General features: G+C 41.0%; 11 protein-coding genes. 5 read left to right on the top strand and 6 right to left on the bottom strand.

Translation table 11 applies throughout. The features are described from left to right. Window positions 1–13: 13 nt before the first annotated feature. Window positions 14–637 (bottom strand): hypothetical protein, encoded by a 624-nt coding sequence (locus SDEN_RS10765; protein ID WP_011496502.1) that lies wholly within the window; start codon window positions 635–637, stop codon window positions 14–16. Window positions 638–1,120: 483 nt separating this feature from the next. Between SDEN_RS10765 and SDEN_RS10760 the strand changes: the two genes are divergently transcribed. Then, complete coding sequence (locus SDEN_RS10760; protein WP_011496501.1) at window positions 1,121–1,441, top strand: hypothetical protein; 321 nt, start codon at window positions 1,121–1,123, stop codon at window positions 1,439–1,441. Window positions 1,442–1,495: 54 nt separating this feature from the next. Here the strand turns inward: SDEN_RS10760 and SDEN_RS10755 are convergent, their stop codons facing one another. Beyond that, window positions 1,496–2,251, bottom strand: a complete 756-nt coding sequence (locus SDEN_RS10755; protein WP_011496500.1) for a hypothetical protein — start codon at window positions 2,249–2,251, stop codon at window positions 1,496–1,498. A 160-nt stretch (window positions 2,252–2,411) separates the two neighbouring features. Next, window positions 2,412–3,614: an IS4-like element ISSde1 family transposase gene (locus SDEN_RS10750; protein ID WP_011495916.1), complete on the bottom strand. Its 1,203-nt coding sequence runs from the start codon at window positions 3,612–3,614 to the stop codon at window positions 2,412–2,414. 217 nt (window positions 3,615–3,831) lie between these two features. On the opposite strand from SDEN_RS10750, the gene SDEN_RS10745 reads away from it, so the two are divergent. Beyond that, a complete protein-coding gene (locus SDEN_RS10745) occupies window positions 3,832–4,200 on the top strand; it encodes a DUF4844 domain-containing protein (protein WP_198134592.1) in 369 nt (122 codons plus the stop codon). 1,175 nt (window positions 4,201–5,375) lie between these two features. After that, window positions 5,376–6,008, top strand: a complete 633-nt coding sequence (locus SDEN_RS10740) for a hypothetical protein (RefSeq protein ID WP_011496498.1) — start codon at window positions 5,376–5,378, stop codon at window positions 6,006–6,008. 221 nt (window positions 6,009–6,229) lie between these two features. Here the strand turns inward: SDEN_RS10740 and SDEN_RS10735 are convergent, their stop codons facing one another. Further along, the gene (locus SDEN_RS10735) at window positions 6,230–6,970 is read right to left on the bottom strand and encodes a hypothetical protein (RefSeq protein WP_011496497.1); all 741 of its coding nucleotides are present in this window, start codon (window positions 6,968–6,970) and stop codon (window positions 6,230–6,232) included. Between the two features lie 589 nt (window positions 6,971–7,559). Here SDEN_RS10735 and SDEN_RS10730 point away from each other — a divergent pair. After that, window positions 7,560–8,762: an IS256-like element ISSde5 family transposase gene (locus SDEN_RS10730; protein WP_011496496.1), complete on the top strand. Its 1,203-nt coding sequence runs from the start codon at window positions 7,560–7,562 to the stop codon at window positions 8,760–8,762. Window positions 8,763–8,894: 132 nt separating this feature from the next. Here SDEN_RS10730 and SDEN_RS10725 read toward each other — a convergent pair whose 3' ends face one another. Together SDEN_RS10725 and metG are read right to left on the bottom strand one after the other, a co-directional pair. Beyond that, a complete protein-coding gene (locus SDEN_RS10725) occupies window positions 8,895–9,722 on the bottom strand; it encodes a TIGR02391 family protein (RefSeq protein WP_011496495.1) in 828 nt (275 codons plus the stop codon). A 985-nt stretch (window positions 9,723–10,707) separates the two neighbouring features. After that, complete coding sequence (metG, locus tag SDEN_RS10720; RefSeq protein WP_011496494.1) at window positions 10,708–12,777, bottom strand: methionine--tRNA ligase; 2,070 nt, start codon at window positions 12,775–12,777, stop codon at window positions 10,708–10,710. Between the two features lie 157 nt (window positions 12,778–12,934). Between metG and apbC the strand changes: the two genes are divergently transcribed. Then, complete coding sequence (gene apbC, locus SDEN_RS10715) at window positions 12,935–14,056, top strand: iron-sulfur cluster carrier protein ApbC (protein WP_041406246.1); 1,122 nt, start codon at window positions 12,935–12,937, stop codon at window positions 14,054–14,056. Window positions 14,057–14,058 lie beyond the last annotated feature (2 nt).

Raw genomic sequence — 14,058 nt, 5'->3', positions numbered from 1 at the left:
TATTAGCTACAAATCACACTAATTTGATAATTTCAGCCTTTTTATTTTCTGATTTAATACGAGATAATATTGTGTTTAGCTCTTGGTCTGTTATTACATTCTCACTGAATAAGTAATTTAAATGTTTATGATAAACTTCCCACTTTTGGACCAATGATAAGTTTTCTGGGTAACGAATTGACTTAATTCGCTCTGCTAATGCATTCGTAAAAGTATCGACTTCTGAGTTCGGATTTTTGTTGGGGAAAAGGGCAAACAAGTTGGCACCATTTTCAATGTTATGAAAAATTAAAGCCTGTACGGAGCTTTTCAAACAAGAATTTAGAACTAACAATGCAAATACCCCAAAGACGGCACCTAGAACAATAAACACTCCTGCATCCTTAGCCAATCCTTGTAAATAGCCAAAGACACAGGCCACTACAACAAGGAAACACAAAATACTCAAGAAAAGAGCTTTAACATTTACTTTTTTGTAGTTGACAGGATTAGGGTTGATAACACCTAGAGGGATTCTCCCTGTTTGTGACTTGAAAAATCCTTTGTAGGTTATTTCTATCTCTGTGTTACCAATAATTTCTAATCGATTACTCTCAAAGATACCTAATTTTTGGGTGATTTTTATATTAGGGTACATAATTTCCTTTTGTACATAACATTTTAGTCCTTATACGTTGCGCTGTTTGCGGCGAATAAATCGCTTGTTGAGCTGGGCCTATTCCATGTCCAAGATGTATCGGTAACTCTAGAGCTAACGTAAGATGCTATAGGTTTTTTCTGGTTTTTGGTAGTACTTTTTTACAGCAGACTTCGGCTAATTCTTTGTTTTGACTCTAGCTTTCAAGATGGATTTGGTGGAGTTAACGGCGGCACGCATTGTTAAATCCCGCCAGCACTTAAAAGCGGGCAAATCTCAAATTCGTTGTAATAACAATTTTTCTAAATCAGCTTAACTCTTTAATGCGTTGGGCTATTGTGGCTAACAATCACTTTTTTGAAGGAAATCCGTCGAATTAGCCAATCTGCTTCCATAAACTCCAGCGATATCGGCTTTCTAGCAACAAACCCTCACAATCTCGCTTGAGCACATGTCGAAAATGCATTATGTTATTGTTTTATAATGGCTGGCCTGATTTTTTTTGAGGGTTTAACACCTTTTACGGGGCCTAACCATTTTCAGGGTATAACCCAATCGATGGCACGATTTTTTACTGATAAAAAAACTGCAATTGAGCAAGCCATACAGGCAGGGGAAGCTTTCTCAATATGCGAGGCAAAAAATCAACGCAATTGGCGTGCGGCACAGATTTTTTATTATAATTTCGTTGGAGACCAAACTGATGGCCATTATGTCATTGGCATCTTACCTCAAGGTAGTGATGCAATAAGTCCGTTTTACTATCATATGATAGACAACAAAGAAGTTTGTCAGACGTTATAAAATTCGCAGCAGTAGGCATGATAATCGAGGCTATCGACCGATGGCTCAAATGATTTATTCTCCGAGTTCTGGCTCATTAACATCTATTGTATTTAGAAAAAAATCTATTTCCTGTTGAGAAAATTGAGCGAAATTAATCTCAAATAACGCTTTTCTATTATCATAAAGAAATATGGCCACGGTGTGGCTTTCTTTTGGGTCACCAAACTGAATTCCTTTTAATCCACTTGGCAGTTCAAATTCAAAAATGCCACCGTCATATATTATAAAAATAGAACGAAAAATAATTGCTGACATGGCTAATTGGAAGTCATGAGAGGATGAAAGCAAGGTCAACGTGTCAGGAGACGTATTTAAACAAAGCTTAACTAAATCGAAGTCAGAGTCTAAATTACCTTTCTCAAATAACTCTTCTAGCTTAATTTGATCTTGAGATTGAAGTGACTTGCTCACAAGACTTACTTCAGAGGTCTTATCTTTTATGGATAAGCCCTTAAATGTACCTTCTTTTGTTTCAGCAGAAAAATAATAATTTTTAAATTTTTTTGAGGAAGGGGAGACTGATGGTGACAAATTAATCGATGACTTGGCTGAAAAGTAGCCAAGCTCTATCTTTGACAATGCAGTGATATCATCTAAAGTTTGAATTTCTCTAGGTATTAAGCGAGAGAATTGCTTATTAGGCTCATATTCATTTGCAACAGTATGAATACTGTACAGGCTATAAGCTTTCGATAAGAGGAACGTTAATGCGGCAATGATTAAAAAAATGAATAAAAGTATGCCTACTGCTTTTTTATTGAATTTCATACCAGACCTAATAAAGTTAACGGATGCCAAGCATTGTCCTATTCTACACTGTCACACCCGTTTTTTGTGTGATATATAAATCATAACGATTTAGCCTTTATCGTTGGGCTGATTTGTAGTGGGTTGTGGTAATCGTTTATTTTTAGCCTGGCGGATCCCCTCATAATTTAGGTCTGCCAGCGGTATGAACCAGTTTGATATATTCGTTTAATGCCCAGTAAATTATCGATGCTTTTAGTGTGTATTTTGGCCTTCGCCGCACTTCTTTTCCTAATCTTACAACGGATAATACAGCGCGATATTTGATGCTGTTAGCTTGGAAATCCTTCTGCCAGCCAAGATGCCTCGCGGCTATGCCTATACACCACAACAGTATTTCTGCCAGCATAGCGATAAGCAACAATACATCATATCGCTTTGGACACCGACTGCGACTTTGCCTCAATCCCATGCCATATTGTGGGCTTTTTAAATCCCGAAAGGTTTCTTCAATTTGCATGCGTTTAGCATATAGCTCAACCACTTTTGCTGGATTGAAGTATTCAGGCGGTAAGTTGGTCGCCAGCAGCCACGGCTCCTTACTGCCTAAGCGATAACTCTTTTGTGCGGTGTGGTTTCGGCCCGTTTTTGAAGAGCGCTTATCTTTACGTAATTTGGACTTAGCCTTAAATAGATGTAAATGGCAGCTTAGCGGTGATTTACGTGCAAGCTGAACATTACCTATGTATTTAGCGGTTGAGTTTGCTTTTGAGTAGAGTGATTTATTTGAATGCCAAGTGGTTTGCCCGTGGTGCATAAAGCTTACATCGCCTCGCACTCTGCCAAGCCAGAACCAGCCATAGCGCTCAACTTCCCTAAACCAGGTATTGCGATAGCCTGCATCGGTGACAATCAGAGGACAACAACCTTGAGGTAAAACGTTGGCAAGTTCAGCGAGAAAAGCATTATGGCTGCGAGGTGCGTTGTAGTCCTCAAACAAGAAAGTCCGTTCATACAGAGTCACAGAGCGACCTTGAACGCTGATGGATGCGCGTAGCGTCATTATTCGAAGCTGTTCACGGACATCAGACCAATCGACGAGAATAATAGGCATAGGGTTTGCGCCACAAAGATAGCGAGCATGCCACTGATATATTGTTATTTTATCTTGAGCTAAGTGATAATTACCTAAGAGTCGGTCAATACGTTTAATGTTGTGTTTAGCTGCCACGGAGCCCGTAATATTACGACCAAGCTGAGTAAGTGATAGTTGATTACCATCGAGGAGTGACTCAGTGGCAACCATCAGAGAATTAAGTCGTTTTTGGTGTATTTGAGGGCATTGTTTTTTGATTAAATCGTGTAAGATATGGATATCACGCATGGTGTTAGATCTAGTAGGTTTTTGGCGAAATTGATTAGATCAGATAGCACCATGCGTGTCTACTAAATTGAAAATAAAAGCAATTATCAGGGGATTCCCTAGAGTGGGGCGTTAGTTTTCAGGAGTTGGCTGGAAGATGCATCTTAGATATTTATGGTTTGTGGTGCTAATGTACCTTCTCACTTCTTGCTCCTTTGGTGAGGAACAGGTACTGAAAATGAATGATCAAGTAGTAACTAAACTAGAAGTCTTACTTGCTGAAAAGAAGTTTATTGAAGACCCCGTCATCATGTACCCAGGTGCGCCCGACGATGCGACAAGGATAAGCGCTGAAGTAATAGTAAATGACCTTACTTCTCGAATATTACTTGGGATCGTAGAAAATCCAACCAAGGATTTTGTGCTCAGCCAGTTCAAGTTAACAATCGGTCAATTTGGCAGTTTTGACTCTGAGGATGCTGATAGAGCATTACGATACATGGAGAGGATAATGGATATTCTTGGTATTAAAAGCTCAGATGATCTTTTCAATGAATGGCGTTACGGTTTTGAACCTGCTGAAAACACTAACAAGTCTCTGAATTAAGATTTTCCAAGGCTTTCATGCCATTTTCTGAGCAAATCGCCCGCCAGCGCATGGTTCACTTATTAGAGGGGCGCTGGCGGATCCCCTCATAATTTCGGTCTGCCAGCGGTATGAACCAGTTAGATATATTCGTTTAATGCCCAGTAAATTATCGACAACTTTTTTAACGGAATGGGGTGCGAATTACGGCCTTCGTCGTACTTCTTTTCCCAGTCAGACAACAGATAATACCGCGCGATGTTTGATGCTTATATTATAAGAGTAAGGGCATTGTTTTTTGAGTGATTCGTGTAATATATGCTTAAATTTGCCAGCAGCACACAAGATGTGAGTTTTAGTAGCCATATTGTGTGAGAGTGGCGAAATTGATTAGAACTGATAGCACCATGTGTGTCTGCTATCTTGAATTACAACAGGATTATCTGGGGATTCCCTAGATTTTTAGCTACTGTTAAACTCTGGCGTTCTCAGTAAGTGCAACTAAGGTTAGTGAGTGTTATACAAAGCCAAGATGCAAGTTAGGATGAATGAGATTAATACGCTAGGTATTGAGTATTTTAATGTACTTAGTAGCCACCTTTGTTTTAACAGTCGCTGGTTTTTTTTGTCCTTGGCATAGCCGGAAAGTTGTAATAAAGAGTATGGAGTAAAAAACAGATACATTTTATTGTAAGCGCGAGTATCCTGTTTCTTTAATATTATTCCTAAACAAATCCCTAGAATGCAGGTGACAGCTAAAGCGATTATACAGATGGAAAAACTTAACAGAATGAGTATGTTCAATATCATTATAAGTCACTTGTCGTCAGGCTAAAAAAAGATAAAAATCTTAGTCTTTTAAGAGGTCAATGTATAGTAAAGGTGGGCATATATTAGGCAATTAAGTTGAGCCTAAAACCCTCAATGAGGAATCAGTCCACTTACTAACCAGCTACCACGGTAATCCGCCCTCAACCTCACCTCGTATTATCCTTCAAGTTGTGAAATCTCACAATCTTGCTTGAGCGCATCTCGAAAGTGCTTTATGTTATTGTTTTATAATGACTGGCCAGATTTTAAGCTAGGATACAAAACTCTTTAGTACTAGGTGGTACGATTGTCCCTGTTTTGTACATCAATTATGTTGGTTTAGGTGGTGATTATTGTCAGAATTTAAATAGTTTTGGGGGGTAGCGATGAAAAGATTATTGTTTATTTTTTTAATGCTTACTGGGTGTACGAGCTTCCATAGTAATTGGGTGACGAGTACATATGGATTAACACCACATAATAAAAAACAATATGGATATATAAAGTCAGGCCATGAGTATAAGCCTGTTTTAAATGTAGGGGATAATATATATTTAAAATTTGACACGCCTATGGCCCAAAAAGATAATTTATCAAATTCTAGTTGTGATAATGGTTACAGAAGTATTGTCGTTTGGATTTGGTCGAAGGAAGATATTTTTATAAATAGAGAAAAAATTCTTATTATTAATAAAGGTAGTATTGTTAGTGTTGATAAGGTTGATGTGTGGAGGAATGGCGAATTTATTCCTTTAAATGCCTCTGATGCAATTGAAGTGATTGGTAATGATTCTGTAGGCGATACTTTGGTGACGCTATGGGAAAACAACAAAATACCGCAACTTGTAAAATCACAAGGGCTAAATTATTATAATTTCTACTTAAATTTGAATTCACCAATAATTTGTAGTGATGATTTTGAATTGACATTAAAATATAAAAATACTCCAGACAGTCTCGAAATGGTAATGCCAACGATTTATTTTACGCCTACTGAGTATCAGAGATTTCATAAATAATATAAAACGATGAGAATTATGGACATATATGGGCGTTCCCGATGAACCAAGGCAATAATCTACTCACCTAAGGCCTTTAGGCCTTATTTTTCTGTTCAACTGCTTTACTCCTAACGTTTTAGTAGTCGCGAGACACCCATATTAAATTCTGAGTTAATTTTTTAGTTGTTTTATAATGGCTGGCTAAATTTACAATTATTTAATTCATGTGCTAAGTAAAATTATTTCGTGTCTAAGTATTTCTTAGTTTGCTCTTGTTGAAAAGCTGCAGATTTTTCTTGCATAAATGATAAAGCTGATAATACGTTTCCATGATGATGCATTTCAATGATTTCTCTAATAGCTGTTAGTAATGAAAACTCATTTATATTACGTTCCTTTTTTGATGAAATTTTCACTTTCAGCTCCATTCTACGACCATCCATTATATTTATAAGAGTGTCAATGGTTTGTTCAGCGAAAAGGGTTTTATCAAAACTTTCCTTAGTTCCAGTAATAAATGTTGCAATTCCTGCGAGAATATTAGGCGTATTTCCTCCCGTAGTAAGTGCAGCAGCCCCTGTCAAAAGTAAGGAGTACATATCTGTACCTAAATCTATCGACTTCTTTGCTTGTGATATATTTATCTTGTAATTGTTGTAATTGTAATCTGATAAAATAAAAAGTTCATCAATTAAATCGTTCCTTATTTGCTTTTTGTCATTATTATTCGAACTATTGAATTTATCCAAAATGATTTGGTTAATCCACTCACTTTTGTCACTTTTGTCATTTTTATCACTTGACGGTGATACGAAGTATTTCCTTGCTATCATTGCTGATTGTTCAAGGGTGATGAGATTTCTATCTGAATAGCTACTATTTACCAACTCCTCTACACGGCTTTGACTTGAGCATCCGAACATCAACGGTGTTAAGAATAGTAAAGTTAAATGAAAAATATTGGTTGTAGAAAATTTCATGCTACGTCCTTGTTTGCGTCTTGCTTTAGCTCAGGCTTCATGGTGTTAAAAAAATGTAGCAGATTATAAGGGGAAGTAAAGTTAAACAGCAGGAATAATAAGTCTGAAAATCTATTAAAACTCTCAGTTAACATCAGCACTTCATTGCATTGAAACGATCGTATCATGCGGCGGGCATGATTAGTTCATTTAGATTATGAAGACTTTATGTTTTAGATATTGATTATTAATAAGATTTACTATTCTCGTTGTGATTTGATTCACTCATTGGTACTAAGTTGGTTGCATTTTTCCCATTAGGTGTAGCTTTTTTTAATCATTTGCAAATTAAAAACGCGGAATCACTTGCAAGACAGAAAAGACAGAAAAGACAGAAAAGACAAAAAAGATTTATAATGGCTGTTCGAATTTATCAACTTCCAAGATAAGCTTAACAATCAAATTGGTTGAGATAATGTGCCTTGAAACCACTATTTTAAAAAGACCAAATTCAACACAGAAGTGCGACGCTTACCAAATTAAGTGGCTAATTGGTAGTGTTCATAATTCTGTGTCATTTCAGTAAACTGTACAAAAACAGGAATGACACATGACTCAACCTTTTAACTTTGAACAAGCCCTTAAAGATCTTCAAGCAGGTAAAAACCTCACAGGCAAAGACAGTATTCTTGGCCCCTTGATTAAACAACTTACCGAAGCGGCGCTTCAAGCCGAACTTGAGCAGCACTCGGCTCATGATGAGCAACCTAACCGCAAGAATGGTAAGACGGCTAAAACGATTAAGCATCCCTCAGGCAGCTTTGAGCTAGATACGCCTCGTGATAGAAATGGCTCTTTTGAACCTCAGCTTATCAAGAAGAACCAAACCACGCTCACCGATGAAATCGACCGCAAAGTGCTGTCGATGTTCAGCATGGGCATGAGCTACCGTGACATCAATCAGCACGTCGAGGAAATGTACGGCATTAATGTCTCCAGCGCGACCATTAACGCCATAACTGACAAGCTCATTCCTGAGCTTAAAGCCTGGCAACAGCGCCCACTCGACAGCCACTACCCGATTGTCTGGCTCGATGCGATACATTACAAAGTCAAAGAAGATGGCCGTTACATCAGTAAAGCGGTGTACACCCTGCTAGCCCTTAATATGCAGGGAAAAAAAGAAATACTCGGCCTGCATTTATCTGACAATGAAGGGGCTAATTACTGGTTATCTGTGCTGACCGATCTTAATAATCGCGGCGTAAAAGACATCCTTATTGCCTGTGTTGATGGCCTGACGGGGTTTCCTGAAGCCATCGCCAGTATCTTCCCGAATACAGAGACGCAGCTGTGCGTCATTCACCAAATTCGCAACTCAATGAAGTACGTCGCCTCGAAAAACCAGAAGGCGTTCATGGCCGATTTAAAGTGTGTTTATCGCGCGGTGAGCAAGGAAGCGGCGGAGCTAGCGTTAGATGAACTAGAAGCGAAATGGGGCGAGGCTTATCCACTTGTTATTAATTCTTGGCGCCGTAAGTGGCACAATTTATCGCACTATTTTAAGTATCCAGAGCACATCAGAAAAGTAATTTACACCACGAATGCGGTGGAAGCGGTACACCGTCAATTTAGGAAGTTAACCAAAACTAAAGGGGCTTTTCCTAATGAAAATAGCTTGTTGAAGCTACTTTATGCTGGCATATTGAACGCCTCGAATAAATGGACAATGCCCATTCACAATTGGAGCCTTTGTTTATCTCAGTTAGCGATTTATTTTGAAGGGCGTTTAGACAGCGTGCTAGAAATTTAAACTTAACCTGACACAGAATTTCGAACGCCCTCGGCTAATTTTTTTAAACACAACAGCTGACTGCTTAAACTTCAAGCATATCATGAAAGTGCATCAAGTTATTGTTTTACAATGGATGGCTGGATTTTTTTGTTAAGGCCTTCCTTGGTACATTTTTTGAGCTTCAATTGCACCATCCAGACGCCTATGAATTAATGAAACAGTTGAAAGTATATCCAGCGCATCTAGCTCTTCAATTATCCAAGTGACTTTCGGTGCATGAGCTGTAGTATTCCGAAAGGTGCCAAATATACCTTTTAATAAGTTAACAAAGCCTTTTTGCTCGCTCTTCTCACTCTCTGTTTGCAATGAGCTCAAAGCTAAATGAGGTATTTTATTATTAAAAGAAAAAGCATCGTCTACTAAAACAGCACCATCTGAAGTTAACCCCGTTTTAGAGCGAATCTTCTCAGCGATACTCTTTGTGGCTTCAAATACGGCATGGAAGTAGTTATCTACTAACAATTCGGATTTGCAAAAGTAAAGCACGTCTTTATGAACACGCCTGGACAACAAATTTTGCTTGAGCTTAGATGCTCTAGCTTCCGACTCAGATATCGTCTTTGTTCTGAGAACTTGCTTGATATTGCCGGTTTCCTCAAGCTCGAGCCCCTCAAAGGATAAAACCTTATTTAATTTAGCTCTGGTATTTTCAAACCACTCTCGATTGTCAAAATGTCTAGAAGGTCGCATTATATGTTGAATGAAGGATACGACATTGTTTGCACAACGATCATTTTGCTGCTTTTGCGAGAGTGAATCGTATAATCGCATCCACTTAGTAGAGTTAAGACCTGGATCTTCAATATTGGATTCTGAAAGGAATTTAGTAATTTCAGTGCCGGTAAGGCCTGAGGAAGTATTCCCTAATATCTTTGACAAAGATTCTAAAGTAGCTAAATCAAAAGTTTTTACTGGCACTAACTCTCTCCTTTACCCTAAATTTTAAGTATTTATGCTTTCCGTAGTTTACAACACATAAATCGCCTTGTTGGACTTGGCCGATGTCATGTCCAAGGCAAATTGGTCGCTCTTGACTTAACGTAGATGCTATATGAGTTCTCTTTTTTACGGTAGTGCTTTTTTGCAGCAGACTTCGGCTAATTGATTGTTCTGAATGCACCTTTTAAGGTCGTTGTCATGGTAATTCATTTTTTAACCTTTTCTTCGTTTTAACCTAGTTTTTCGGTTTGAGGATGTGGCTCATCACCTCAACAACTCTGGTGATTTCTCTAGTATCTAAGCATAAAATCGCAATAATTACTCGAAAGTTAATAGACCCATCATGGCAATTTGCGAGACGACCTTCTGAGACAGGACGTCGAAGCGAGCTACACGGACGACTCTGGTTTAAATCAAAAGCCCGCGTGTCGACGAAACTTTTTATGAAAGCAATGGGCCTTGGCAAGCCTGAACTGTGTTTCTATAGGTTACCCAAGATTATTCATAATCTAATTGTTCGTACTAGTTTACGGTGGAAAGTAGAAGCGAGCTACACGGACGACTCTGGTTTAAATCAAAAGCCCGCGTGTCTCTGAAGCTATTTAGCTAATCATTGAGGAATGGTAAGCCTGAACGGTGAGCCTTGGTCGACTTGTTCGCACATGTTTGTTTCTGATGGTAAATTAACAGTGTACTTGATTAGTAAATTTCGATTATTTTTAAATCCCAAATTACACTCTGATGCTGCAGAGCTGAACTAGGGAGGTTTGCGAGACGACCGTCCATCCCATGTACGGGATGTTCGAGCCCTCAAGGATGAGTTTACGGCGTGTCGTGGAGTGAATTCCCTAGCGAGGCTGTACATAGAGTTCAGAGGTTATAATAGGTGTAAAAAAGGTCGCCTAGGCGACCTTTGTGTTAAATGCTCACTGTTAAATGCTAACTGGGGATGGCGAATGCAGAGCTATTTCACGCGCATGCCGGGTTTGGCACCTTGGTGAGGCTCTAAAATCCATAGCTCGTCGCCACCTGGGCCTGCGGCCAGTACCATGCCTTCAGACATGCCAAAGCGCATCTTGCGCGGTGCAAGGTTGGCAACCATCACAGTGAGCTTGCCTTCTAAATCTTCTGGTGCGTAAGCAGACTTAATGCCAGCGAACACTTGCTTGGTGACGCCGCCTAAATCTAATTGCAGTTTAAGCAGCTTGTCGGCATCGGCGACGTGCTCGGCTTTGGCAATCAGCGCAATACGCAAATCAAGCTTAGCAAAGTCTTCAAAGCTGATTTCATCACTGATAGGGTCGTCAGTTAACGGATCCCCAGTCGTTGCTTTTTTCTCTACTTTCTTGTCAGCCTTCTTGTCGGCTTTAGGCGCTTCAGTGGGCTGTAAGTTGTCTTTAGAGGCATCCACCATGGCGGCTACCTTGTCTAAATCGACGCGCTGCATCATGGCTTTAAACGGCGCAATTTCATGCGCTGTCATGTCTTTAGCCAAATTATCCCAAGTGAGCTCAAGCTGCATAAAGGCTTCAACATCTTGACTTAAACGTGGCAGTACAGGCTTTAGGTACGTAGTCAAAATGCGGAATAAATTCAGCGCAATAGAGCAGACTTCATGGGCCTGTGCTTGCTTGTCATCATCTTTAACTAGCTGCCACGGGGCTTGTTCTGCCACAAAGCCGTTAGCGATATCGGCCATGGCCATGATTTCACGCATGGCTTTGCCGTATTCACGGGCTTCGTAAAATTCAGCAATCACCTCTTGCTTAGCAATAAAGCTTTCAGCCAGGCTGTTGTCGGTAACGTTAGCTAACTTGCCATCGAAACGCTTGCTGATAAAGCCTGCGGTGCGGGACGCTAAGTTCACTAGCTTACCGACTAAATCTGAGTTGACCCGCTGGGCGAAGTCTTCAAGGTTTAAATCTAAGTCATCGATGCGACTACTGAGCTTTGCGGCGTAGTAGTAGCGCAAGTATTCAGGGTCTAAATGGTCTAAATAGGTGCGCGCCTTAATAAAGGTGCCCTTAGATTTAGACATCTTCGCGCCATTGACCGTCACATAACCGTGGGCGTAAACACTTGTAGGCTTACGAAGGCCTGCGCCTTCTAACATGGCTGGCCAAAATAGGCTGTGGAAGTAGACGATGTCTTTCCCGATAAAGTGGTACACCTCGGCGGTGGAGTCTTTGGCCCAAAAATCATCAAAATTGATGTCACCGCGCTTAGCGCAGAAATTCTTGAATGAGCCCATGTAGCCGATAGGTGCATCCAGCCATACATAGAAGTACTTACCAGGCGCATCGGGGATTTCAAAACCAAAGTAGGGCGCATCGCGGGAGATATCCCACTGCTGCAGGCCTTGTTCGAACCATTCGTTGAGCTTGTTGGCCATTTCTGACTGCAAAGAGCCTGAGTGGATCCACTCTTTTAGCATGCCCTCAAAGGCGGGCAAGTCGAAGAAGAAGTGCTCAGTGTCTTTCATGACTGGGGTGGCGCCCGACACGGCAGAACGTGGATTGATTAAATCTGTGGTGCTGTAGGTTGCGCCGCAGCTGTCACAGTTGTCGCCGTATTGATCGTCAGACTTACATTTTGGGCAGGTGCCCTTAACGAAACGGTCTGGCAGGAACATGGACTTTTCTGGGTCATAAAGCTGAGAAATTGTCTTAGTCTTAATGTGGCCGGCATCACGCAATTTAATGTAGATGTCACTGGCAAGCTCGCGGTTTTCTTCGCTGTGGGTGCTGTGAAAATTATCAAAAGCCACGTTGAAGTCAGCAAAATCTTGTTCATGCTCAATCTGAACTTGGGCGATCATCGCCTCTGGGGCTATGCCTAATTGCTGTGCTTTAAGCATGATAGGCGTGCCGTGGGCATCGTCGGCGCAAATGTAGTGACACTCATGGCCACGCATTTTTTGGAAGCGAGACCAGATATCCGTTTGGATATATTCCAACATATGCCCTAGGTGAATGGGGCCATTTGCATAGGGAAGGGCACTGGTGACCAGTATTTTACGTTGTGATTGTGTCATTTTGTCTCAACATCTCGTTGCCGCTTAAATATGGCCAAGATACTAACCGATAACTAGCAGATTTTCATCAAAACATGCATGAAAAGGGCTAATTTAACGCTAAAACTTTGGGATTTTCTGGTACACTTGGCCAAATTTTTTAGAGAGGATGTCGCTTTTGTCTATTGCGCATACAAATTACCAATTATCTGAGGCACTTTTAGCGTCTGTATTGGCAATATTATCCCGCTATCGCGACCCTTATCTACAGCAAGACTTAGTCTCAGCCTCTTGTGTTCATTCGCTTTCCTTAACGGGCAACACCCTAGCCATTGGGCTAGTGTTTCCCTATCCTTGCGTCGATAGCTACCCCGAACTTAATACCAAGCTCACAGAGATGCTCACAGCGCTGCCAGAGATTAATGGCATCAAACTTGAGTGCCGTCTGGATGTACCAGCCAATAATATAAGCGGTGCACAGGCAAATCCTGCATTAAAAAATATTAAGCACGTGATTGCCGTGGCTTCAGGCAAGGGCGGTGTGGGTAAGTCCACCACGGCGATAAACTTGGCCATTGCCCTTAGGTTACAGGGCGCCAAGGTGGGGATTTTGGATGCGGACATTTATGGGCCGTCTATCCCAATGATGCTTGGACTCAGCGATTTTACCCCAAGCTCTAATGACGGCAAAATGATGCAGCCTGCCAAGGCTCATGGCTTGGTGGCGCAATCCATAGGTTTTATTCTTAAAGACGAGCAAGCCGCCATGTGGCGCGGCCCCATGGCAGCTGGCGCATTAACTCAGTTATTAGCCGAAACCGACTGGCCCGAATTAGATTATCTCGTCGTGGATATGCCGCCAGGCACTGGGGATATTCAGCTGACCTTAGCGCAAAAAGCCCAAGTGTCAGGCGCGGTTATCGTCACCACCCCCCAAGATATCGCCTTAGCGGATGCCAAGAAAGGCATCAGCTTATTCAACAAGGTGAATATCCCAGTATTAGGCATAGTGGAAAACATGAGTTTTCATCTGTGCCAAGCATGTGGCCACAAGGCCCATCCTTTTGGCAGCGATGGCGGCAGCAAAATTGCCCAGCGTTACCAAGTCCCCCTATTAGGTTCATTGCCGCTCGATATCGGCATTGGCCAATCCATGGACAGCGGCAATCCTTGCATTGCCCTTGAGCCAGACACCCAAGTGTCGGCTATCTATAAGGATATTGCGGCAAAAGTTGGCGCTGCACTTGCGTTAGCACAAAGACAAACATCAGTATCAATTAGCATATCAGACGACGAGTAAGG

The sequence above is a fragment of the Shewanella denitrificans OS217 genome, from assembly GCF_000013765.1.
GTDB classification, from domain to species: domain Bacteria; phylum Pseudomonadota; class Gammaproteobacteria; order Enterobacterales; family Shewanellaceae; genus Shewanella; species Shewanella denitrificans.
Note: the sequence above shows the minus strand (reverse complement) of the source record. Positions and strands in the feature narration are given on the sequence as shown.

Coding starts and splice junctions, on each gene's coding strand:
- SDEN_RS10735 (WP_011496497.1), bottom strand. CDS start 6,970: ATGAAATTTTCTACAACCAATATTTTTCATTTAACTTTACTATTCTTA.
- SDEN_RS10745 (WP_198134592.1), top strand. CDS start 3,832: ATGAATGATCAAGTAGTAACTAAACTAGAAGTCTTACTTGCTGAAAAG.
- SDEN_RS10730 (WP_011496496.1), top strand. CDS start 7,560: ATGACTCAACCTTTTAACTTTGAACAAGCCCTTAAAGATCTTCAAGCA.
- metG (WP_011496494.1), bottom strand. CDS start 12,777: ATGACACAATCACAACGTAAAATACTGGTCACCAGTGCCCTTCCCTAT.
- SDEN_RS10740 (WP_011496498.1), top strand. CDS start 5,376: ATGAAAAGATTATTGTTTATTTTTTTAATGCTTACTGGGTGTACGAGC.
- SDEN_RS10750 (WP_011495916.1), bottom strand. CDS start 3,614: ATGCGTGATATCCATATCTTACACGATTTAATCAAAAAACAATGCCCT.
- SDEN_RS10760 (WP_011496501.1), top strand. CDS start 1,121: ATGGCTGGCCTGATTTTTTTTGAGGGTTTAACACCTTTTACGGGGCCT.
- SDEN_RS10755 (WP_011496500.1), bottom strand. CDS start 2,251: ATGAAATTCAATAAAAAAGCAGTAGGCATACTTTTATTCATTTTTTTA.
- SDEN_RS10765 (WP_011496502.1), bottom strand. CDS start 637: ATGTACCCTAATATAAAAATCACCCAAAAATTAGGTATCTTTGAGAGT.